Annotated in this window: 19 protein-coding genes; 8 read left to right on the forward strand and 11 right to left on the reverse strand. The window is 67.8% G+C overall.

From position 1 onward, the window contains the following. The first annotated feature begins 144 nt into the window (after positions 1–144). A complete protein-coding gene (locus BJ997_RS13145; protein ID WP_236629118.1) occupies positions 145–1,350 on the forward strand; it encodes a molybdopterin-dependent oxidoreductase in 1,206 nt (401 codons plus the stop codon). Then, entirely contained in the window at positions 1,347–1,868 is a 522-nt protein-coding gene (locus BJ997_RS13150; RefSeq protein ID WP_052542673.1) for a hypothetical protein, read from the forward strand. The genes BJ997_RS13145 and BJ997_RS13150 overlap by 4 nt, the downstream gene beginning before the upstream one ends. Here the strand turns inward: BJ997_RS13150 and BJ997_RS13155 are convergent. The 3 genes from BJ997_RS13155 to BJ997_RS13165 are packed head-to-tail and all read right to left on the reverse strand — an operon-like array spanning position 1,817 to position 3,851. After that, the gene (locus BJ997_RS13155; protein WP_052542670.1) at positions 1,817–2,515 is read right to left on the reverse strand and encodes a class I SAM-dependent methyltransferase; all 699 of its coding nucleotides are present in this window, start codon (positions 2,513–2,515) and stop codon (positions 1,817–1,819) included. The genes BJ997_RS13150 and BJ997_RS13155 overlap by 52 nt on opposite strands. Continuing rightward, entirely contained in the window at positions 2,512–3,186 is a 675-nt protein-coding gene (locus BJ997_RS13160) for a TIGR04282 family arsenosugar biosynthesis glycosyltransferase (protein ID WP_052542669.1), read from the reverse strand. The genes BJ997_RS13155 and BJ997_RS13160 overlap by 4 nt, the downstream gene beginning before the upstream one ends. Then, positions 3,186–3,851, reverse strand: coding sequence for a glycosyltransferase family 2 protein (locus BJ997_RS13165; RefSeq protein WP_035839698.1), 666 nt, complete (start codon positions 3,849–3,851; stop codon positions 3,186–3,188). Before BJ997_RS13165 ends, BJ997_RS13160 begins: the two co-directional genes overlap by 1 nt. Before the next feature lie 103 nt (positions 3,852–3,954). Here BJ997_RS13165 and BJ997_RS13170 point away from each other — a divergent pair, with 103 nt between their 5' ends. The 3 genes from BJ997_RS13170 to BJ997_RS13180 are packed head-to-tail and all read left to right on the forward strand — an operon-like array spanning position 3,955 to position 6,438. Continuing rightward, positions 3,955–4,746, forward strand: a complete 792-nt coding sequence (locus BJ997_RS13170) for a response regulator transcription factor (protein WP_236629117.1) — start codon at positions 3,955–3,957, stop codon at positions 4,744–4,746. After that, positions 4,743–5,705, forward strand: a complete 963-nt coding sequence (locus tag BJ997_RS13175; RefSeq protein WP_160175920.1) for a sensor histidine kinase — start codon at positions 4,743–4,745, stop codon at positions 5,703–5,705. The genes BJ997_RS13170 and BJ997_RS13175 overlap by 4 nt, the downstream gene beginning before the upstream one ends. 34 nt (positions 5,706–5,739) lie before the next feature. Continuing rightward, a complete protein-coding gene (locus BJ997_RS13180; protein WP_035839695.1) occupies positions 5,740–6,438 on the forward strand; it encodes an alpha/beta fold hydrolase in 699 nt (232 codons plus the stop codon). 26 nt (positions 6,439–6,464) lie between these two features. Here the strand turns inward: BJ997_RS13180 and BJ997_RS13185 are convergent, their stop codons facing one another. Then, positions 6,465–7,532: an NAD-dependent epimerase/dehydratase family protein gene (locus BJ997_RS13185; protein WP_035839693.1), complete on the reverse strand. Its 1,068-nt coding sequence runs from the start codon at positions 7,530–7,532 to the stop codon at positions 6,465–6,467. Next, the gene (locus BJ997_RS13190; protein ID WP_084141710.1) at positions 7,529–8,467 is read right to left on the reverse strand and encodes an MTAP family purine nucleoside phosphorylase; all 939 of its coding nucleotides are present in this window, start codon (positions 8,465–8,467) and stop codon (positions 7,529–7,531) included. Before BJ997_RS13190 ends, BJ997_RS13185 begins: the two co-directional genes overlap by 4 nt. A gap of 502 nt (positions 8,468–8,969) precedes the next feature. Between BJ997_RS13190 and BJ997_RS13195 the strand changes: the two genes are divergently transcribed. After that, positions 8,970–10,010: an IS110 family RNA-guided transposase gene (locus BJ997_RS13195; protein WP_052542858.1), complete on the forward strand. Its 1,041-nt coding sequence runs from the start codon at positions 8,970–8,972 to the stop codon at positions 10,008–10,010. A 219-nt stretch (positions 10,011–10,229) separates the two neighbouring features. On the opposite strand, the gene BJ997_RS13200 is transcribed toward BJ997_RS13195, so the two are convergent. Then, a complete protein-coding gene (locus BJ997_RS13200; RefSeq protein ID WP_183323517.1) occupies positions 10,230–11,696 on the reverse strand; it encodes an HNH endonuclease signature motif containing protein in 1,467 nt (488 codons plus the stop codon). 188 nt (positions 11,697–11,884) lie between these two features. Here BJ997_RS13200 and BJ997_RS13205 point away from each other — a divergent pair, with 188 nt between their 5' ends. After that, positions 11,885–12,832: a DNA-3-methyladenine glycosylase family protein gene (locus BJ997_RS13205; protein ID WP_035839430.1), complete on the forward strand. Its 948-nt coding sequence runs from the start codon at positions 11,885–11,887 to the stop codon at positions 12,830–12,832. On the opposite strand, the gene BJ997_RS13210 is transcribed toward BJ997_RS13205, so the two are convergent. After that, positions 12,829–13,293 carry a GNAT family N-acetyltransferase gene (locus tag BJ997_RS13210; RefSeq protein WP_035839426.1) on the reverse strand — a complete coding sequence of 155 codons (465 nt, stop codon included), beginning with the start codon at positions 13,291–13,293 and terminating at the stop codon, positions 12,829–12,831. The two genes, BJ997_RS13205 and BJ997_RS13210, sit on opposite strands and share 4 nt — an antisense overlap. A gap of 227 nt (positions 13,294–13,520) precedes the next feature. Between BJ997_RS13210 and BJ997_RS13215 the strand changes: the two genes are divergently transcribed. After that, positions 13,521–13,913 carry a RidA family protein gene (locus BJ997_RS13215; protein WP_035839423.1) on the forward strand — a complete coding sequence of 131 codons (393 nt, stop codon included), beginning with the start codon at positions 13,521–13,523 and terminating at the stop codon, positions 13,911–13,913. Positions 13,914–14,246: 333 nt separating this feature from the next. Here BJ997_RS13215 and BJ997_RS13220 read toward each other — a convergent pair whose 3' ends face one another. The 4 genes from BJ997_RS13220 to BJ997_RS13235 all read right to left on the reverse strand — a co-directional run bounded on the left by BJ997_RS13220 (position 14,247) and on the right by BJ997_RS13235 (position 20,030). Next, complete coding sequence (locus BJ997_RS13220; RefSeq protein WP_035839417.1) at positions 14,247–14,603, reverse strand: hypothetical protein; 357 nt, start codon at positions 14,601–14,603, stop codon at positions 14,247–14,249. A 133-nt stretch (positions 14,604–14,736) separates the two neighbouring features. Next, positions 14,737–16,197, reverse strand: a complete 1,461-nt coding sequence (locus BJ997_RS13225; protein WP_035839438.1) for a DUF5719 family protein — start codon at positions 16,195–16,197, stop codon at positions 14,737–14,739. Then, on the reverse strand, positions 16,187–19,459 hold the full coding sequence (locus tag BJ997_RS13230) for a glycosyltransferase family 2 protein (RefSeq protein WP_183323519.1): 3,273 nt from the start codon (positions 19,457–19,459) through the stop codon (positions 16,187–16,189). The genes BJ997_RS13225 and BJ997_RS13230 overlap by 11 nt, the downstream gene beginning before the upstream one ends. 253 nt (positions 19,460–19,712) lie before the next feature. Further along, on the reverse strand, positions 19,713–20,030 hold the full coding sequence (locus BJ997_RS13235) for a WhiB family transcriptional regulator (RefSeq protein ID WP_084141666.1): 318 nt from the start codon (positions 20,028–20,030) through the stop codon (positions 19,713–19,715). Between the last annotated feature and the right edge of the window lie 33 nt (positions 20,031–20,063).

Raw genomic sequence — 20,063 nt, forward strand, 5'->3', positions numbered from 1 at the left:
CCGCACCCCGAGACTCGTTCGCTGTCACCCAACCGTAATAATTATCTGTCCCCGGAAGAGGCCGGTCAGTGGTGGAATTGACCTATGCGGCGATTGATGTACGAGGCCCAGCGAGCGTTGGCATCGCCGGTGCGAAACCCCCGAATGGCGACTGTCATCGGTCGTCTTCTGGGCGCCGCTTTCCTGATCTGTTTCGGAACCGGCTTGTACAGTCACTTTCTGCAGAATCCGCTGCCGGGCATGCACTTCGCCACCCGGCCGGCCTACCTATACCAGTTCACGCAGGGCCTGCACATCATCGCCGGCATCGCGTGTTTCCCCCTGCTGCTGGCCAAGCTCTACATCGTGTTCCCGGCGCTCTTCGCCTGGCCGCCGGTCAAGGGTTTCCTCAACTTTCTCGAGCGCGCCACGATCGCCCTTTTCGTGGGCGCGAGCCTCGTGCAGATCACCATCGGCCTGCTCAACACCTACCAGTGGTACCCGTGGCCGTTCCCGTTCCGCCAGGTGCACTTCGCGCTCGGCTGGGTGCTCATCGGCCTGCTCGCCATCCATATCGGGGTGAAGCTGCCGCTCATCACCCGTTACTGGCGCAAGGCCGCGGACGGCAGCGAACCCGATCACCTCGCCGAGGCCGCGCACCCCGACCGGTCGAAGAACCCCGAAGAGGTGCGCCTCTGGGGCACCACCCGTCCGGGCGGCATCACCGGTCGTCTGCTCGACTACATCGACGCGACCCCGCAGAAGACCAAGCGGGTCAGCCGCCGAGGCTTCCTCACCACAGTGGCCGTGAGCGTCACCGCCGTCGTGGGCCTCACCGCCGGCCAGACCTTCGCCCCCCTCGACGCCGCCAACGTGTTCGGTCCGCGCAAGAAGGGCGTCGGCCAGCAGGGCGTTCCCGTGAACCGCACCTCTAAGCAGGCCAAGGTAGCTGATGCCGCGATGGCGACCGACTGGGCCCTGACACTCGTGTATGCGGGGACCGAGACCACGTTCAGCCGTGCCGAGCTGCAGGCCATGCCCCAGACCGAGGTGCGGCTTCCGATCGCGTGCGTCGAGGGCTGGAGCCAGATGGCCACCTGGCGCGGCGTGCGCATGATGGACCTCGCCGACGTCGTGGGAGCGGAAGCCGAAACGTCGTTCCGGCTGATCAGTCTCGAGGAGCGCGGCAGCTTCAGCAAGACCCAGATGGGCTACGAGTACGTGCGCGATCCGCTCACCCTGGTGGCGCTCGAACTCAATGGGGAAACCCTGGACCTCGAGCACGGCTACCCCGCCCGCATGATCGCTCCCGGCCGTCCGGGCGTACTCCAAACCAAATGGCTCAGCCGAATCGAGGCGATCTCCGCATGAGCGACACCAGCATGAGCGAGTCTGCAACTCCCCTCGCCGAACCGACAGAGGTCGGCGACACCCGCGTGATGCGCGGCATCCGTCTCGGTCTGATTCTCCTGGGCGCGGCGCTACTCGCGTGGGGCGCCTACGTGATGTTCGACACCGTGCGCGCCACGCGCATCCCCGGGGTGGCGCTGTGGATCATCGCGGCAATCATTCTGCACGACGCCATCCTCGCGCCGATCGTGTTCATGCTCGGTACCCTGATCAGCCGCGCCGGCCACCGTTTCGGCGGTACCGTCGTCGTGGTGATCGAGGGATTCGTCGTGGTGGGGTCGATCATGGCGCTCATTGTGGTGCCGGCCATGATCGCCACCAACTTCAGGCCGGACAACCCCACGGTGTTGCCGTTGAACTATGGGGTCAACCTGGCTGTGTTCTTCGTGGTGCTGGCCGTGCTGGCCGCCGGGTTGGCCGTGTGGCTCTACTCGCGCACGAAGCGCACGAACGAGCGGCCCGACACGCGCCACTCCTGAGCCGAACGAAGTCCGGCTGCGGTCGCGTGCGACCGAAGCGCGCCCGCGCCGATCTCGGCCCACGGGAACGGCTCGCTGCGACGCCCCTCGGCGTCTTCGAGAGTGCCCTCGTAACTCAGGTCATGGTCGGGGTCGCCGCTCACCTCGACCACGAGCGCGCCGCCGGAGGCAAGCAGCGCGGCGCAACGCTCCATCATCGCGCGGGGGTCGCCGCCGATTCCGATATTGCCGTCCACGAGCAGCAGGGTCTCCCATTCGCCCTCGAGCGGCATCGACGCGAAGACCGAACGGTTGAGCACGGTCAGGCCGGCCGCAACGGCGATGCGCACGGCGGTCGCGGACACGTCGACACCCACAGCGGCGAGCCCGAGGCTCATTGCTGCGCGCACCATTCGCCCGGGGCCGCAGCCGATGTCGAGCACCGGTCCGCTCGCGCCCACGAGCAGGGACAGATCGGTGGCATCCGCGTCGGCGCTCCAGCGGGCGGCATTCATCGGAGAGGAGCCGGAGCCCTCCTCTGAGCGGATGCCGTGCAGGTAGAGCACATTCGAAGCGCCGAGAAGCGCCGTGGCGTAGGGCTCGGCTCCGCCGGCGCCGAAGGTGGCGGGCGCGAGCGGCTGGTATTCACGAGCGGACGTGAGCGTCATGAGCGGGGTCCCTTCGGAACGGCGGAGTGTGTGGCGAGCTCGGCGGCGAGCTGGGCGGCAAGCGTCATGGCGAACAGGCCATGCGGAGCCTCGGCCGCAACGCGGTGGGCGTCGTCGATCGTGTCCACATCAACGAGGGGAGGCAGTGTGCGCACGGTGAGGCCGGCATCCGTCAGTCGGGCGAGTTGCACGGCGCCGGTGTCGTCCTGGCTCATCGGCACGCCGCGAATGAGGTCGCCGCGTGGGGTACGCATGGCCAGCGCCCAGAAGCCGCCGTCTTCGGCGAGGCCGAGCCAGGCATCCACTGGGGAAGCCCCGTCGGCGTCGTCCTCCGCGAAGACGGGGGCGAGCAGCGCGGCGGTCACCTGCGGGGTGTCCATGCCGATGAGCACTGTGGGTTCGGTGAAGCTGTCGAAGATGGCGCCGAGTCGTTCGTCGAGGCCGCCGCCCACCTGCGGCAGGATTTCCCAGCCCACGGCCGCGGGGGGCGGAACGACACCGTCATAGGCGAGAACCCGGCGGGTGGCGGGCAGGTGCATGACGGCACGCAGCGTGTCGTGGAGGCTGGCCGCGGCAAGCTCAGCGGCCTGTTCGAGGCTCAGCGGCGGGTGCAGCCGGGTCTTCACCCGGCCAGGCAGGCATTCCTTGGCGATAACCACAAGAATTGTCATCAGCGCACCTCTCGCAGCAGTTTCGACATGTCGTGAATGGCGGTGATGGTGCCACGGATGGTGCCGGTCACCTTACTGCGACCGACGCGGGGAGAGTAGGGGGTGTCGACCTCGCGGATGCGCCAGTCGGCATCGGCCGCGCGCAGGAACATCTCCAGCGGATAACCGCTGCGTCGGTCCTGGAGGTCGAGGGAAAGCAGCGCCTCGCGCCGCGCGGCCCGCATGGGGCCCAAATCATGAATGCTCACACCTGTTGTTCGGCGCAGTCGCCAAGAAAGAGTGGTATTTGCTATTCGCGCATGCAGGGGCCACGATCCGGCGGTCGTGGGTCGGCGGCGTCCGAGCATCAAATCGTCGGTTCCGGCCTCGACCGGATCGACGAGAAGCGGAAGAAACCGCGGATCCATCGAGGCGTCGGCGTCGCAGAACGCCGTGATGGGGGCGGTCGAGGCCAGCAGCCCTGCGTGCGCCGCGGCACCAAACCCTCGCCGCGCTTCGTGCACCACTAGTGCACCGTGCGCCAGAGCTACCTCTGCGGATCCGTCGGTCGACCCATTGTCGACCACGATCGCCCGATAGCCCTCCGGCAGCCGGGACAGCACCCACGGCAGCGCGCCTGCCTCGTTCAGGCACGGAAACACAACATCTACCCGCGTCTGAGTCATAGACCGACTGTAGGCGGGCAAATATGTTGAAAGCCTGCCAGACACGTTACGGGTCGCTGAAAGTTCACAAGCGGCGCGCGGAACACTCACATATCCTGAGAAGGTGGCACCTTCCCAATACTTCGCAACACCGCGCGCCGACGCGCTGGCCGGCCGGCGAATCCTCGTGATCGACGACGACCAGATGGTCTCCGAGGTCGTGTGCCGATATCTGCTCGCGGCCGACTTCGTGGTGGACCAGGCCCCCGACGGCCTCAGCGGCCTGCGGCAGGCCGAGGCGGAACGGCCCGACCTCGTGATCCTCGACCGTATGCTGCCCCACATCGACGGTCTCGAGGTGTGCCGCCGCATTCGGGCCAACTGGGCCGTGCCCATCATCATGCTGACCGCCCTCGGCGAAGAGGAAGACCGCATCGAGGGGCTCGAAGCGGGGGCCGACGACTACCTCACGAAACCGTTCTCTCCGCGCGAGCTGGTCTTGCGGGTGCAGTCTGTGTTGCGCCGGAGCGGCGTCGAGCACATCCCCGAGGGTGTCATCGCTGCGGGTGAGTTTTCGCTCGATCTGTCCGCACACGAGGTGCGGTTGCGCGGGGTGCCGCTCGTGCTCACCGCACGGGAATTCGATCTGCTCGCCTACCTCATCTGGCGACCGTCGAAGGTGCTCAGCCGCGAAGACCTGATGCGTTCGGTGTGGGGCTGGGAGTTCGGCGACCTCTCCACAGTGACGGTGCACGTGCGACGTCTGCGCGAGAAGATCGAGGCCGACCCGGCGCATCCGTTGCTGCTGAACACGGTCTGGGGCGTCGGCTACCGTTTCGACCCCGTGTTGCTGGGTCACCAGGACCTGGATACGGCTCCGACCGCCCCCGCGGCTCCGACCGGCGCTACCGCGTGACACCCGCCGGATTGGCCGCCGTGGCCACCGCGGCACTGCTCTGCTCGATTGTGTTGGGCGGGCTGGCGCTTGTCGCGATCGTGGTGGCCGCGCGCAGCATCCGTTCGGCACGTGCGGCGCCCCCAGCGGATGCGGCGGCTCCGGTGCAGCCAGAGTTCGCGTCACCCTCGCAGCTGGCCGAGCGAAACACCCAGCTGGCCGAAACGGCCGCCCGGCTCGCCGCGGCGCACCTGCTCGAGACCCGCATTGAGGCGAGCCGTCGGGAGCTCGTGGCGTGGATCTCCCACGACCTGCGCACGCCGCTGGCCGGTATTCGCGCCATGGCCGAGGCACTCGAAGACGGTATGGCGCCCGACCCCGAGCGCTATTACGCGCAGATTCGCGGGCAGGTCGACCAGCTCACCGGCATGGTGGATGACCTGTTCGAGCTGTCGCGCATCCACGCGGGCACACTGCGTCTCTCGCTCGAGTGCGTGTCGCTCTACGACCTGATCAGTGACACGGTGGCCGAACTCGCGCCGGTGGCCACGCACAAGAGGCTGGACCTGAGATTTGAGGGTGAGAGCGGCCTGTCAATTCTGGCCGATCCGCGCGAGCTGTCGCGGGCGGTGGGCAACCTCGTGATGAACGCCATCCAGCACGCGCCGCCCGGCAGCCCGATCGTGGTGTCGGCGACGCGGCACGACGACGGGCGGGCCTCGATCGCCGTGCAGGACGCCGCCGGCGGTATCGCGGAGCAGGACCTGGCGCGGGTGTTCGAGGCCGGCTGGCGGGCAAGTGAGCCGCGCACCCCGGCCGCTCCCGGTACGCCGGCCGGTGGTGGCGGGCTCGGACTCGCCATCGTGCAGGGGATCGTGCAGGCGCATCGCGGCGAAGTTGTGGTGCGCAATGTGCCCGGCGGCTGCCGGTTCGAGGTACTGCTGCCGCCGGCCGAGAACGCGGCACGCGTTCCGGTCTGACCCGCGCCGCGCAAGGACGGCGTAGGGTCTCGTCATGGACATAATCCTCGTACCCGGATTCTGGTTGGACGCTTCCTCGTGGTCGCAGGTCACCCCCTCGCTCGTCCAGGCCGGGCATCGCGTGCATCCGCTCACGCTGCCAGGGCTTGAAGCGCTCGACGCACCGCGAGCCGGCATCGGCCTGCGTGAACACATCGATGCTGTCGTGGCCACAGTCGATGCCCTCGACGGTGACGTCGTGCTGGTGGGGCACTCCGGCGGAGGCGCCATTATTCATGGGGTCGTCGATGCGCGCCCCGAGCGGGTCGCGCGCGCGGTCTACGTGGACAGTGGCCCGGTCGGCGACGGCGGCGTCATCAACGACGAGCTTCCCGCGGTGGGAGACGATGTGCCGCTTCCCCCGTGGGACGACTTCGACGACGCCGATCTCACCGACCTCACCGAGGAGTTGCGGGCCGATTTTCGTGCTCGCGCCATTCCGCAGCCGCGCGGTGTGGCCTACGACAAGCAGACGCTCGGCAATGTGCGCCGGTTCGATGTGCCGGTCACGGTGATCGCGTGTGAGTTTCCCACGGCGGCCCTGATCGGCTGGGTGCAGTCCGGCGACCCGCACGTGGCCGAGCTCGCGGACATCACCGATGTAGAGTACGTTGACCTGCCCACGGGGCACTGGCCACAGTTCACCAAGCCGGTCGAGCTCGGTGCCGCCATCCTGGCCGCAGTCGACCGCTGACCCGCGGCGTTACCGGTGCACCGGGGCTAACGGTGCACCGCGGCCCGGAGCGGGGCCGTGGCGAACTCACGCATGCCCTCTTCGAAGGTGACGGCCGGCATCCACTGCAATTCCGAGCGGATGCGTTCCGATGACGCGGTAATGTGCCGCACGTCGCCGAGGCGGTACTCCCCGGTGATCACAGGCGCGGGGCCGTGCGCGGCGGCGCTGAGCGCCTCGGCCATTTCGCCGATCGTGTGCACCGTGCCGCTGCCCACGTTGAAGGCGCGGAAGAACTGCTCGGCGGCCGTCTCGGTGAAGTCGATGGCAGCGAGGTTGGCGGACGCCACGTCGTGCACGTGCACGAAGTCCCGGCGCTGGGCGCCGTCTTCGAACACTGTTGGGGCTTCACCTCGCTCCAGGGCGGATCGGAACAGGGAGGCGACGCCCGCGTAAGGCGTGTTCTGCGGCATTCCGGGCCCGTAGACGTTGTGGTACCGCAGGGCGATGGCTCGGCCACCGGTGGAACGGGCCCAGGCCGTGGTGAGGTATTCCTGGCCGAGCTTGGTACTCGCGTACACGTTACGGGGGTCGAGGGGGTCGTCCTCGGAGATAAGGGCGGGATGCAGGCGGTCACCGGTGACCTCGTCGACGGGGTCGAAGCGGCCGTCGTCGAGGTCGACGGTGCGTCGCGGACCCGGGCGGGCGTGGCCGTGACGGCCCACGTAGCTGCCCTCGCCGTAGACGACCATCGAGGAGGCGAGCACGAGGCGGTCGGTGCCGGCGCGGGCCATCGCCGCGAGCAGCACGGCCGTGCCCACCTCGTTGCTCGTGACGTAGTCGGGGGCGTCGGCGAAGTTTACGCCGAGCCCTACCTTGGCGGCCTGGTGGCAGACCACATCGACGCCCAGAAGGGCGGCGTCCACGTCGGCGGGCACGGTTACGTCGCCGTGGATGAAATGTACTCGGGGGTCGATCACGGGCGGGGCGCCGTGCACGTCGGAGCGCAGGGAGTCGAGAACACGCACCCGCCAGCCGCGTTCGAGGGCCTGCTCCACGATGGCGCCGCCGATGAAGCCGGCTCCTCCGGTGACGAGCAGGTGCGGCGTTGTCATTCGACGCTCGAGGCGTCGGAGAGAGCGGATGTCGCGGCACCGGTACCGGCCGGCGGCGCCGCGGCGGCACTGTGACTGGCGGTTCGCGTGCGGGGCGTGCGCTCGAGCGCGATGCGCACCTCGGCGGCGGCCACGAGCTCGCGTGGCGCGTAGTCCTCCGGGAGTCCGCGCAGAATGCCGTCGATCGCGGCGAGGATGCGCGGCTGGGCCTCCCGCAGTCGCTTGAAAACGAGCGAGGCCGAAACCGTGTCCTCGGTTTCGAGCGGGGACAGTCCGGCATCCGCATCGGTGACGAACGACAGGTTGACCGTGCCCATGTTCAGTTCGGCGGCGAGCACGACCTCCGGGTACTGGGTCATGTTCACGATGTGGGCGCCCATGGAGCGAAACCAGGTGGATTCGGCACGGGTGGAGAAGCGCGGGCCCTGAATGACGACGACGGTTCCGGTGGGCGCGAAGTTTTCGCCGAGGGCCTCGAGAGACGCGATGGCCGCTGCGCGCAGCACCGGGTCGAACGGGTCGGCGGCGGCGAGGTGCTGCACGGATCCCTGATCAAAGAAGGTGTCAGGGCGGCCGGTGGTGCGGTCGATGAACTGGTCCGTGACCACGAGCATGCCCGTCGGGTAGTCCGGGCTGACGCCGCCTACCGCGGCCGAGGAGATGATGGCCTTCACGCCGAGGGAGGCGAGAGCCCAAATGTTGGCGCGGTAGTTGATGAGGTGCGGCGCCTCACTGTGCCCGGTGCCGTGGCGGGGCAGGAAGGCGACCTGCCGGCCGGCGCGCTCACCCACGGTGACCTGCGCGTGTCCGTAGGGTGTGTCGATCTCGAGAGTGGTCGATTCGCCCGGCTCAAAGAGCTCGTAGAGGCCGGAGCCGCCGATGACGGCGATCTGCGCCGTTGCGCTCAGGTCGGTCGCGCTGGTGTTGGTGGTCACGGATGGCTCCCAATATTCATGATCAAGTCGAACAATTCTTTCACGCTCCCGTTCCCCTGGTCGAGGAACGCCGTCTACGGCGTGTCTCGAGCTGAGGAGGCGCTTCGCGCCATCGTGGGATGCGGAATGCGTCGCGGTTTTCCCCTTTCCGCTGGTCGAGGAACGCCGTCTGCGGCGTGTCTCGAGACCGGGTGAGCCGAGTCTGAGAGTCGGCCTGCGCGGTCTCTGTAATGGTTATAGCTGGTCTGGTTATCAGCTGGCAGGCTGGTCTTGATTCGTGTGGGTTGCGTGACTCTTTTGGTCTCTGACCCTCTTCACGGAGGTGTCTTCGTCTCGACATGTCCGCTCCACGCATCGAATCGAGGCCGGCCTGTGACCCTCAGAGTGACTTGATTAGAAGCCTGTCCGTACCCCCGACAGGGTCGTGACTCATTACAGAGATGTTCTCCGAGGAACCCCAGACCGGCACGACATAACACCCATCGAAGGAGTTATCGTGACCATGGTCTCACAGCAGTTCAGTTATGTCATCGGGGTGGATACCCATGCCAAAACGCACACGCTGGTCGCCCTCGACCATCTGGGCGGCAAACACGGCACCGCGCAAACATTCCCGACAACTCCGCCCGGACTCAAACGGGCTCAGGCGTGGATCGAACGCGAAACAACGGGGCCGGTTTTGGTGGCCATGGAGGGCACCGGGTCCTACGGAGCCCAGTTCTGCGACCTCCTGACGGCCGCCGGCGTGCGCGTCACCGAAACCAGGCCGCCCAAGCGCGGCGTTCGCCGGGCCGGCAAAACCGACCCCATCGACGCCGAGCACGCCGCCCGCTACGCCCTCGCCCTGCCAATGGAGCACCTCATCACGCCCCGCAACCACGCTGGGCACCACGCAGCCTTGACGGTGCTACTGACCGCGCGCGCCGCCCTCAAGAAGGCCCACAGCGCCTCCAACAACCGCCTCACAGCGCTGCTGCGCGGGTACGGTTTCGGCCTGGACGTTCGCCTGGCCCTCACCGCCGAGCAAGTCAAAGTCGTCGCAGCCTGGCGCGCCCATCGAAACGATGACGTCGGCATGGTCACCATCCGCGCCGAGGCTGCCCGCGAAGCGCGAGAGATCCTCAGCCGTCAAGCCGAGCTCACGGCGAACGAGAAGGGCCTCCTCAAGCACGTGAAAGCCCTCGCCCCCTACCTGCTGCTTGAGCACGGCGTCGGCGCGATCGTCGCCGCGCAGCTGATCGTGTCGTGGTCGCACCAGGGACGCATCCGCTCCGAGGCCGCGTTCGCCCGCTTCGCGGGCATCGCGCCCATCCCCGCGTCATCGGGCAACACCATCCGCTACCGTCTGCACCGCGGCGGCGACCGGGCGCTCAACACCGCCATCTGGGTCACCACGTTCTACCGCTACCACCACGACCCGGCGACCGCCGCCTACGTCGAGAAACGGACGAAGGAAGGCAAGACACCCAAGGAGATCCAACGCGTCCTGAAACGCTACATCGCCCGGCACCTGTTCCGCGTCCTCGATAACCACACCATCTAAAACGTCACCACCGCCCAGCGGACAGGCCATCTTCGACGGCCCGCCCGCCACCCTCACGCGCCCAAAAACACGCCACACGACTCACAAAACATCATCAAAAAAGACCTCAACAGCTTGACAACTCCCATAGAAGCGTCGAGACGCTCGTGCCTCGCTCCTCGACCAGCGGGCTTCGTAGACCCCGTGGGCCAACCCTGCAACGCTGCACCGGGCACACTTCTAGCCCGATGCGGAGCTGGCCGTATTGGCGCGGTGGGTGGCGGCGGGCCGCCAGGAGCGGGTGGGGTCGAAGAGTACCGGACCTCGCACCTCGGGACGGCCTCGCACCATGCGTATCTCCCACCCGGAGCTGTCGATGGTGGCGTGGTGGTACCAGCAGAGCAAAGTTCCGTTGTCTATGTCGGTCTTTCCGTGGTGTTGCCACGGGATGATGTGGTGAACTTCGCACCACGCCGCCGCTACCGTGCACCCCGGTATGACACATCCGCCGTCCCTCGCGGCGATGGCCCGGCGCTGGGCGGTGGTGAAGAACCGCTTCTTTTCACCCAGCCGCAGTACCTCGCCGTCTTCGCCGAGGAACACGTTCTGGTAGCCGCCGGCGCACATCTTCTGCCTCACGGTGCGGAGTGAGATCGGCGCCTCGACCCCGTCGACCCACCCGACACCGGTCCCGCTCTTCAAATCTTTGGCGTTTACGTGCACCATCACCACGGGTGCCGCCCCTCCCATAGTGGGCGTCTTCGCGTCGCGCGCCTTCGACTCAAACACGCCCCGGAGGATGTCCGCTCGTTTCTCACCGCCGGTGCGCGGGTCGTCGAATTCTTCCGCCCCGGGAATCAGCTCCCCGGCCTCGATCAGGGCCTGCTGCTCCGCACTGGGGAACGCGGGGGCCGCGTGGGCCGAGAGGAACGTGTTGAAGATGCCGTCCATGATGCCCTTGAGTTCCGGCGTCACCCCGCCCCGCAACGGATACAGCCCGGCCTTGAAACGGCCGAACCCCACCGTGCTCTTCGCCGCTGTCTGCTCGTCACTGGGTGCGGCGCCGTCGGGGTCGAGTCGCGCTTCCCATTCGTGGGCCTGCGCCCGGATCAGGTCGGCGGAGAACGCGATCCCCGCCCCCGGCAGCCCCTCGGTCTCGGGCGTGATCGCCCCCGTCGCCGACGCCACCAGCGCCCGCTCCGCCCGATCCAAAACCTCCGGAGCAACCCGCCGCGACAGCGGCTCGAGGGCCGTCACAATCACCTCCGCCGCATCCACCCCCAACTCACCCGACGCGAGCCCCTCGGCGACCGCCGGATGTTGCACCGGGATCTCCTGCCCGAGCAGCCCGCTGGCGGAGTGGGCCGCGCCGCTGACCAGGCCGCCGAGCCGCATCCGCCGCTTCGCTTCCGAACCCGAGATGCGTGTCACGGCGGTGATCAGCTCGTACTTACCTCGACATCCGTTCTTATACGCCAGCGACTCATGACCCAGGGCCGCATCCGCCCGGCTGGCCACGTCTGTCGCCGACGCCACCCTCGCCCCATCCGCCCGGCGCCCCAGCTTCTCCACCGCCGCCATCACGGCCAGAGCCTCATCCCCGGTGAACTGCTGGAAATTCACCTCCGCCAACGCAGCAGCTACCGAGGCGTCTGCCCTCTCCAGTAGGGCGACCACCTCGGAACCTGACTTCTGCATCGTTAACATGCCCCCATTCTCCCACCAATCGAACACGAATGCGAGGATAACTCAGGTTAGGATGCAAAGAAATAGAAACTTTGCTCCAAGACTTCGACAGGGGGTTTCGAGAAAGCGCGCAGAAGTTATCCACAGGGCGGGCGGCATCCGCTTGTCACTGGCTACTGTGGAAAAGAACGAGGAGAGGTGTCGCCAGCATGACCCTCGATGCGCTCGCCCCGCCGAACACCACGCCAGACGTCTATTCAACGTGGCAGGCTCCGTACCCCACCAGTGTCGCCCTCACCCTCTCGCGGCTGCGGCGCGGGGCGGGCGATCCCACGCACCACGTGGCGACGGACGGAACGCTCTGGCGCACCACTCTCACCCCCGACGGCCCCGCCACGATGCGATTCACCCAGTCCGGACTCCACACGATGCGCTGCGAGGCCTGGGGTGAGGGCGCCCGAGCAGCCATCGACGCCGCGCCCGTGATGGTGGGAGCCCTGGACGACCCTGCGGGATTTGTGCCCGGCATCGAGAGTCTCGCGGTGGCGCACCGGCGCCTGCCTGGCCTACGAATCCCCTGCACCGGGCGGGTGATGGAGTCGCTCATCCCGGCCGTGCTCGAGCAGAAGGTGATCAGCCAGCAAGCCGCGGCGGCGTGGCGCCGCCTCGTGCGCGCCTATGGCACCCCCGCACCCGGGCCAACCCCGCTCGCCATGCTGGTGGTGCCCACCGTTCGCGCCTGGCAACTTATTCCCTCCTGGGAGTGGCACAAAGCCGGCGTCGACCCCCGCCGCGCCGGCATCGTGCAGGTCTGCCTCGGCTTGGCTCGCCAGCTCGAGGGCGCCACGAGCCTCTCGACAGCGGATGCCTCGGCCCGCCTCCGCGTGGCGCCGGGGGTGGGCGCGTGGACGGCGGCTGAAACCGCGCAGCGAGCGTTCGGGGATGCCGACGCCCTCTCGGTCGGGGACTTCCACCTGTCGGGCATGATCGGCCACACCCTCACCGGCGAGGCCTACACCGACGAGCAAATGCTGGTGGCCATGGAGAAATGGCGCCCGCACCGGTATCGGGTGGTGCGGCTGCTCGAGGCGAGCGGCCTCGGGGTCAAGCCGCGCCGCGGCCCGCGCGCGAGCTTCGTCGACCACCGCAAGCACTAGTCGACGAGGCGTAGCTCCATGTAGACGCTGTTCGGGTCGAGACTGTAGTCGGCGAAAGGTTCGCAATCGGTGAATCCGTTTCGGGAGTAGAGCCGGCGAGCCGGCGCAAAGTAGTCCTCAGTTCCCGTCTCCAGGTTCACCGTTTCGTTTCCGTCACGGCGCGCGGCCTCGATGATGCGCGCGAGCAGCAGAGTTGCCACGCCTCGCCCACGGGCGCCGGCGGTCGTGCGCATGGACTTGATCTCACCCTGGCGCGACGGCAGTTGCTTCAGAGCGCCGCAGCCCAAGAGGCCTCCGTCTTCGCGGGCCGTCCAGAAAGATATCTCAGGCTCACACAATTGGCGAACATCGAGCGCGTGCACGCTTTCGGCGGGCGAAGTGGCGAACATGTCGGCCAGATGCTCGCCGAGGAGCTGGCGCACATCCGCTCCAATGGGGGCCTCGCGTTCGATCTGAATCATGCCCCCAAATCTACTCGCCCGGCACGGAGGAACGACTTCGGGCCCCTGCACGCTCCGGGTCGGGTTGCCGGGAAAACCATGGGGTGAAATGCGACGCATCACGACGCGACTCGCCAACAGCCGCTTCATGGAGTCGCCGGCATGGGCCGCCCCGAATGGCCTGCTCCAGAGGGAAACGCAGCTCCGGGTGGTACAACGTGAGGGTTGGCCTAATGAAAGGGATCCCGATGAGCACTCTTCCCATACCCGTCGATCCTCCACAGGCGGTCCGCAGCCCCGCATTCGCCCAGGGCATGATCCTTCCCGCCGGGCCGACGCTCTATGTCGGCGGCCAGAACGGCATTGATAGCTCCGGCACCCTGCTCAAGGGGCTGGGACGGCAGACCGAACAAGCCCTGCGTAACGTGCTCGCCGTACTCGCCGAGGCGGGGACTGGTCCTGAGCATGTCGCCAAGCTGACTATTTATCTCGCCGCCGGAATCGATCCGGGGGCTGCCTTCGCCGCTTCTCAGTCCGTGTGGGGAGAGCGCCGCACGGCCGTCACAGTGCTCGCAGTCCCGATGGCGCGGCCCGGGGTTCTCGTTGAGATCGAGGCAATAGCGGCCGTGCCGCAGAGCTGACGGAACGACGCGTTAGGCGGTGCTGAAGAGGCATTCGGCGCGAGCACACGGATCGTACCTCGCCACGAAGTCACGTTCCTAGGGCGCCCACACCTCGTCCCACAATCTCTCGTGATCGGGGCCGAGCTCGCGATCTCGCCTTGCCACGTGTGGTCGCAACCTCGAGCGACAGGTCAATCCAGACCACGACGAAGAAGGCTCCGGCCATTTCGGGGTGGAACAGCGCGACCGCATCGACCACAAGCACGCGCCCGCGCCCGCCGGGAATCAACTCGGATTCGCCGAGCCCCCGGACACTTCAGTCGTATCATCCTACGGACGCGCCTCCCGGCGTCAACCAACAGGTGGCGGCGCGTGAGCCGGAACGACCTCGATTCCGAAGCAGACTGTTTCCGTCTTCGGGCGGCCGGTATCCGCATCCCGAACAACAACGGTGCGGCAGCGACTGAGGCGAATCTCGAACGGTACATAGTCCGGAGTCGGCTTGCCAAGCCGCCCGCCCCAGCCCAGCGGCACCAGATCAAGATGTCTGGGGAGAACGATCCCAAACTCGATCAGGGTGGCATCTCGGTCTTCGGCAAAGCGTCGCCCGACACTCGGGTCTTTCCAGATGGCTGTCGCGAGAGAGATGACGGGGTCCGTGATCGCGAACTCCTCCGCCTCGAGCACAAGGTCAAATTCACTCTCCATGGTGATCCTCCAGTTATTTGCCGGTCCTCGAATTCGTCACGTTCGACGTCGAAGACACTGCTCGCTTTTCCCCGGTCTGTCAACCGTGAGACTCCGGTCGCCGCCGGACAGTGCGTGCTGAGGCGACGTCAGCCTAGTGGGGGTACACGCGGATCGTGGCGGCGAGCGGCCCTGCCGGGCGCACGGTGTAAGACGAGAGGATGCCGTCTCCGGAATATCCCACTGAGGCCACGATGGCGGTCGGTCCGGACACCGTGTAGTTCGTGCCCGCAACGAGCGGAACGTCCACCGGCTTGCCGGCCGGAACCGCGACCGTGACGCGGGTGCCGTTCTCGGGCGTGATCGCGAGGCGGGCATCCGTTCGCGCGGTGTTGACCAGGTGCAGCACGGGCCCCGCGCCCTCGGCGACGCTCACCAGGAAGTCATCGTTGAGCGGTTCGGAGGCCGTGAACCAGGCGAAGTCCTTGCCCTCAGCGCCCACGGTCTCGGTGCGGGCCGCCGCCACGACGGGCTGGTCGGCCGTGACCGACACCGAGAAGGTACCCTCGGTGAGCTCCGGAAGCGGAACCTCGCTGGCGATGCCCGGCTCGAGCTCGACCTCCACGGAGGTGCCGACGGCCCCGTCTGTCGTGCTCGTGACGCCCACCTGAACGGTGGCCGGCTCCGTGCCAGTCACGAGAACGCGCACGCTCGGCGTGCCGTCGGCAATGCCGGCGTCGGTTCCCGAGATCTCGGCGGCGGGCGGCGCGAGCAGGCGCACTCCCGCGATCACATGCTGGAGCGCGGGAGTGGTCGTGGGCGCGATAAGCTCCACGCCCCCCGGTTCGATGCCACGGATGCTGCTCTGCTCGAGTGTGGCCGTGGTCTGGCCGCCGCGTGACTGAACGTGCACCACGGGGGACTTGAGGTTGGGCGCGAGTCCCGCAAGACTCACGATGCGCTGCTCGCCGGGCTGCACGAGAATGCCGGTCGAGCCAGGGGCGTCGACCGGTCCGGCCTCGCCGAACACGTTAAGGTCGACCGTGGCGAGCACCGTGGTTGGGTTGCTGAGCAGCACGAGGCTGGTGCGGCCCACGTCGGTGGAACCGCCCACCAGCCACGCGTCGCTCGTGGCCTCGGCGCACGCCGCCGCCGCGAAACCGCGCAGAGTCTCGGTGGCGACGGTCTGCGACTGGCTCCCGGCCATGAGGGGCGCGGCGGTCGAGTCGGCCTGCACCGGCACTGTCAGCAGCAGCGCCGCCGAACCTCCGGTCGAGTTGTCGACTGCGGTGATTTCGCTCGTCTCAACAGCAACGTTCTGCGAGCTCGACGCCGACTCGCGCGCCGTGTACACGGCCGCGGCCTCGCCAACGGATGTGGCGGCTTGCGCCTGCGTGGAGTCCTCCGCGAGCGTGAGCAGCGGCCCAGGACACACCCGCTGCTGCTCGCTCGGAGTGGGCGTCACCACTTCCGACACTGGAGCCGCAGCGATGGTGGGCCAGGGCAACAGGACGCCGCCGCCCACCACGCCCACGGCCAATGCCACGCCGATGAGGCCGACGGTGGCAGTGAAGGCTCGCTTTCCGATGCGGGCCGGTGCGGAATTACTTGGCATTGTCGGCCTCCTCGGAGTCAGGCGTTTCGGTGTTCGGCGCCGCGGGAGCGGGCGCCGCGGGAGCGGGCGCCGCGGTAGCGGGCGCCGCGGTAGCTTCAGGAGACTGCTCGTCGTCACGCTGCGCGGCCCTGACCGCTGCCTGGGTGCGCGCCTTGGCGTCGGCCTTCGCCGCAGATTTCGCGGCGGCTTCGGCCGTCTTGGCTGCCGCAGCCTCGGACTTCTTCGTCGCCAGGGAGGCCTTCGCCGCCGCGCGCGCGTCGCGCTTCCCGCCGGCGACCGATGCCCCAGCCGCCGCAGCGGCCGCAGCCGACGATGTGGCCGAGCCCGCGGCATCCGCTCTCGAAGGCTTGCGCCCCGTCCATTTCTTGACGCGGCCGGCACGCTTCTTCGGCTTGGTCTGCTTGGCCTGCTCGCGGGCGGCGCGGCGGATGGCGTCGCGGTTGGCCTGCCGCACCGCTTCCCGGCCGGCGCCGGTGGGGATGGACAGCAGCACCGTTACGCCGATCACCACGATGGCCGCGATCGTCCAGAGCAGGCCATACAGCCCGCCGGCGTTGGACGGAATGGCCGCCGAGGCGCGTTCCTCCGGCGTCGCCTCGTGCTGCCACAGGCGGCCGAAGCTGGTGTCACCCACCGGGGCTAGCGCCGCGTTACCGTCGAGAGCGGTCTCGGTGCGAATCGCTGTGGCGTCCGCCTCGGGGCCCGAAGGAGTGGGAACCCCGTTCTCGGGCTCGGCTTCGGTCTGCAGCACCACGAAGCGGATGCCGAAATCGGCCAGTCCCGCCGCCGCGTCAAACCCACTGCGCGAGGCAAGGTTGCCGGCCAGGGTGGCGAGGTCGTGCTGTTCCTGGTTGAGGGACGAGTCGGTGCTCTCGAGAGTCGCCTGCTGGTTGAGCACGGCTCCGGTACCGCGCACGACGGTGGCACGGATACCCCCATCGGCCTGCGGGGTGATCTGCAACGTGCCCACGCGCGAGTTGATCTGAGCCTCTGCGTCGATGAACGCTGGCTGGGTGCGATCAGTTCCCTTGGCCACGAGTGTCGTGCCGAGCGGCACCGCGATCACCAGAGGCAGGGCCACAATCGACAGCGCGAGTGCCGCGGTGATACCCGGCGCGAGGGCCACTCGACGCAGGGCACGCAGCGCGATGACCACGGCGCCCACGATGCCGAGCCAGTAGAGACTGAGGCCCGCACCCGCCCAGACTCCGATGGAGTCGGCGCCCACCGAGGCGAGAATGAGGTGGTTGGCGCCGAGCGCCGTCACGAATCCGAGCAGCGCCACGAGCAGGGCGAAGGCGCCGATGCGGGCACCGTTCAGCAGCAGGGCGGTGAGGGCCAGCAACGCCACGGGCACGAGCAGCACCGGCAAGAGAATTTCGGCATTCACGCCGGGAATTGCCAGCTGGTTTAGCAGGGGCACCCAGCCGCCGAGTTGGCCCGACGGAAAGCCGAGGGCAATCTGCCAGTCGCTGACCTGCGGGGTCGACAGCGGCACCCCGGGGTCGGCGAGCAGTGCCAGCCAGTTGCCGCGCAGGCCCTGATCGATCGCGAGCGGCGCGGCCAGCACGAGGGCGGGCAACGGAATGCCGATGAAGCGCATCACGCTGCGGCCGCTCGTGAGCAGCACGACGAGCCAGATGAGCAGCAACGCCGGGGCGAGCGACGGCGCGCAGGCCACGATGGCCGCAAAGAGAAGGGCAGCGGATGCCGACGCCGACCACGAGCGGGCCGCCGCGTACCCGGCGAAGAACAGCCAGGGCAGCAGCAGGTGCACGAGGATCGCCGCCGGACGTCCGGTGGAGAGCGCGCTCAGGAACGTGGGGGCGAACACCCACAGCACGGCGGCGAGGGCGCGCAGGCCCCCGCGTTCGGTGAGCCGGGTCGACGCCATCCACGCGCCGAGGGCGGCAAGCGGAAGGGCAAGCAGATACAGCAGCACGAGCGAGAACGACGGGGCCCAGAAGGTGAGCGATCCGAGCACGGCGAGCACGGCGCTGAAAGGATCGGCAGCGCCGACGAACCCGAGGCTGATGTCGCGCCATCCGTAGGTCGCACTCGACCACAGGTCGAACACGTTCCCCGAGAGCGGCAGCATTCCACCGCCGGTGAGGGTCTGCGCGTTGAGCAGCGGCGCGAACATGATCACGGAGAGAAAACCGGCGGCGAGCACGGTCCAGGCGCCGCCGCTGGCAAAGAAGCGGATCTCGGGCCGGTCACCGCGAACGCCGGCGAGACTCGCCTCACGCTGTAGGGCATGGCGGCGGCGCATTTCGGCGCTCGACACCCGCAGGCTCGCGATGGACGCCCAGCCGAGCGACCGGGTGGCGGCCAGCTGGCGGCGCGCGGTTCGCACGCGACCGCCATGGAAGGCCGCGCTGAACGCCGCGGCGAACTCGCCGAGAACGGCCCCGGGCTCCTTCTTGAGAAGCTGCCCGATGGAGCGGAGGAAGGCGAGCGGCACGAGCGAGAGCCAGTGGAAGGCGAGGGCCCAGCTCGGCGAGTACACCAGCCGGCGATGCAACTGGGCGGAGCGTTCGGCGCGCACCCGCCGGCGGCGCAAACGACCTCGGGACGATTGATTAGGGCCGGCCACACCGGCGCCGGCCGACGCCACGCGAGCCGCGGGAGCGACAGACACGCGGTAGCCCGCCAGACGCACCCGCACACAGAAGTCGAGGGAGTCGTCAACGATGGGCAGGGCGGGGTCGAAACCGCCGAGCTGGTTCCACACTGTGTGGCGCACGAGCATGCCGCCGGCACTCACGGCGAGTACGTCGCTCAGGCCGTCGTGCTGCCCCTGGTCAAGTTCGCTCTCCACAAGCGTGACGGTCGAACCTCCGGGGGTCATGGTGATGCCGAAGTCGTGGATGTACTTCTCGGCCTCCCACTCCATCACCTTGGGACCGGCCACAGCCACGGAGGGCGAAATCTCCAGCTCGTCGAGCAGCTTATCGAGGGCACCAGGCTCGGGAGCGCTGTCCTGTGCGAGCAGCCACAGCATTTCGCGGTCGTGTTCGGGGGGCGAGGTGACGCGCACGGCGGCGGCGATAGCCTGACCGAAGCTCAGATCAGCGGATGCCGCGATGAATTGGGTAGGTCCGAACTGGGCGAGAAGGTCGCCCGTGGCATCCGTTGACCCACAGTCGACCGTGATGACGATGTCGGGCTGGCGAGTTTGGCGGGCTAGCGCCTCGAGCGTTCGCTCAAGGTGCTTCGCACCGTTCCGGGCGACAAGGATGGCAGTGACTCGCGGTTGCATAACGTAGACAGCCTAGGTCGGGTATTGCCGCCGAGGGTCAGGCGGAAGGGCGCGCCTCGAAATGGGGCGGCTTGCTCGCCAGAAAAGGTCAGCTGTGCGGTGTCAGTGACACAGCGCAGAAGCATTCACGCAGCGCAGTCGTTGAACCAGCGCAGTCGTTGAACCAGCGCAGTCGTTGAACGAGCGAACCAGCACAGACGTTGAAACAGCACAGACGTCAAACCAGCACAGACGTCAAAAACCAGCACAGAGATCAGGCGCGTTTTCGAAGTTTGCGGCGTTCACGTTCGGAGAGACCGCCCCAGATGCCGAAACGCTCATCGTTGGCCAGCGCGTATTCCAGGCACTGCGTGCGCACCTCGCAGGACGCACAAATCTTCTTGGCATCGCGCGTTGATCCGCCCTTTTCCGGAAAAAACGCTTCGGGGTCGGTCTGAGCACACAAGGAATCGGTCTGCCAGGAGAGGGTGTTTCCTTCTCCCTGTTCCTGTCGAACGCCCGGAACACCCAAGCGAACAGGATCGACGAACCAGTCCTCGGGGACTCCAGAACGATAGTCAGGTATAGCCATATCGTCTCCCACCGATCAGGTGACGCCCCGGTT

This window comes from Cryobacterium roopkundense, assembly GCF_014200405.1.
GTDB classification, from domain to species: Bacteria; Actinomycetota; Actinomycetes; order Actinomycetales; family Microbacteriaceae; genus Cryobacterium; species Cryobacterium roopkundense.

Bases quoted from the DNA above. Each gene is read 5' to 3' on its own strand.
- BJ997_RS13145 (WP_236629118.1), top strand. From the start codon at position 145: ATGGCGACTGTCATCGGTCGTCTTCTGGGCGCCGCTTTCCTGATCTGT.
- BJ997_RS13150 (WP_052542673.1), top strand. From the start codon at position 1,347: ATGAGCGACACCAGCATGAGCGAGTCTGCAACTCCCCTCGCCGAACCG.
- BJ997_RS13155 (WP_052542670.1), bottom strand. From the start codon at position 2,515: ATGACGCTCACGTCCGCTCGTGAATACCAGCCGCTCGCGCCCGCCACC.
- BJ997_RS13160 (WP_052542669.1), bottom strand. From the start codon at position 3,186: ATGACAATTCTTGTGGTTATCGCCAAGGAATGCCTGCCTGGCCGGGTG.
- BJ997_RS13165 (WP_035839698.1), bottom strand. From the start codon at position 3,851: ATGACTCAGACGCGGGTAGATGTTGTGTTTCCGTGCCTGAACGAGGCA.
- BJ997_RS13180 (WP_035839695.1), top strand. From the start codon at position 5,740: ATGGACATAATCCTCGTACCCGGATTCTGGTTGGACGCTTCCTCGTGG.
- BJ997_RS13185 (WP_035839693.1), bottom strand. From the start codon at position 7,532: ATGACAACGCCGCACCTGCTCGTCACCGGAGGAGCCGGCTTCATCGGC.
- BJ997_RS13195 (WP_052542858.1), top strand. From the start codon at position 8,970: ATGGTCTCACAGCAGTTCAGTTATGTCATCGGGGTGGATACCCATGCC.
- BJ997_RS13200 (WP_183323517.1), bottom strand. From the start codon at position 11,696: ATGTTAACGATGCAGAAGTCAGGTTCCGAGGTGGTCGCCCTACTGGAG.
- BJ997_RS13205 (WP_035839430.1), top strand. From the start codon at position 11,885: ATGACCCTCGATGCGCTCGCCCCGCCGAACACCACGCCAGACGTCTAT.
- BJ997_RS13210 (WP_035839426.1), bottom strand. From the start codon at position 13,293: ATGATTCAGATCGAACGCGAGGCCCCCATTGGAGCGGATGTGCGCCAG.
- BJ997_RS13215 (WP_035839423.1), top strand. From the start codon at position 13,521: ATGAGCACTCTTCCCATACCCGTCGATCCTCCACAGGCGGTCCGCAGC.
- BJ997_RS13220 (WP_035839417.1), bottom strand. From the start codon at position 14,603: ATGGAGAGTGAATTTGACCTTGTGCTCGAGGCGGAGGAGTTCGCGATC.
- BJ997_RS13225 (WP_035839438.1), bottom strand. From the start codon at position 16,197: ATGCCAAGTAATTCCGCACCGGCCCGCATCGGAAAGCGAGCCTTCACT.
- BJ997_RS13230 (WP_183323519.1), bottom strand. From the start codon at position 19,459: ATGCAACCGCGAGTCACTGCCATCCTTGTCGCCCGGAACGGTGCGAAG.
- BJ997_RS13235 (WP_084141666.1), bottom strand. From the start codon at position 20,030: ATGGCTATACCTGACTATCGTTCTGGAGTCCCCGAGGACTGGTTCGTC.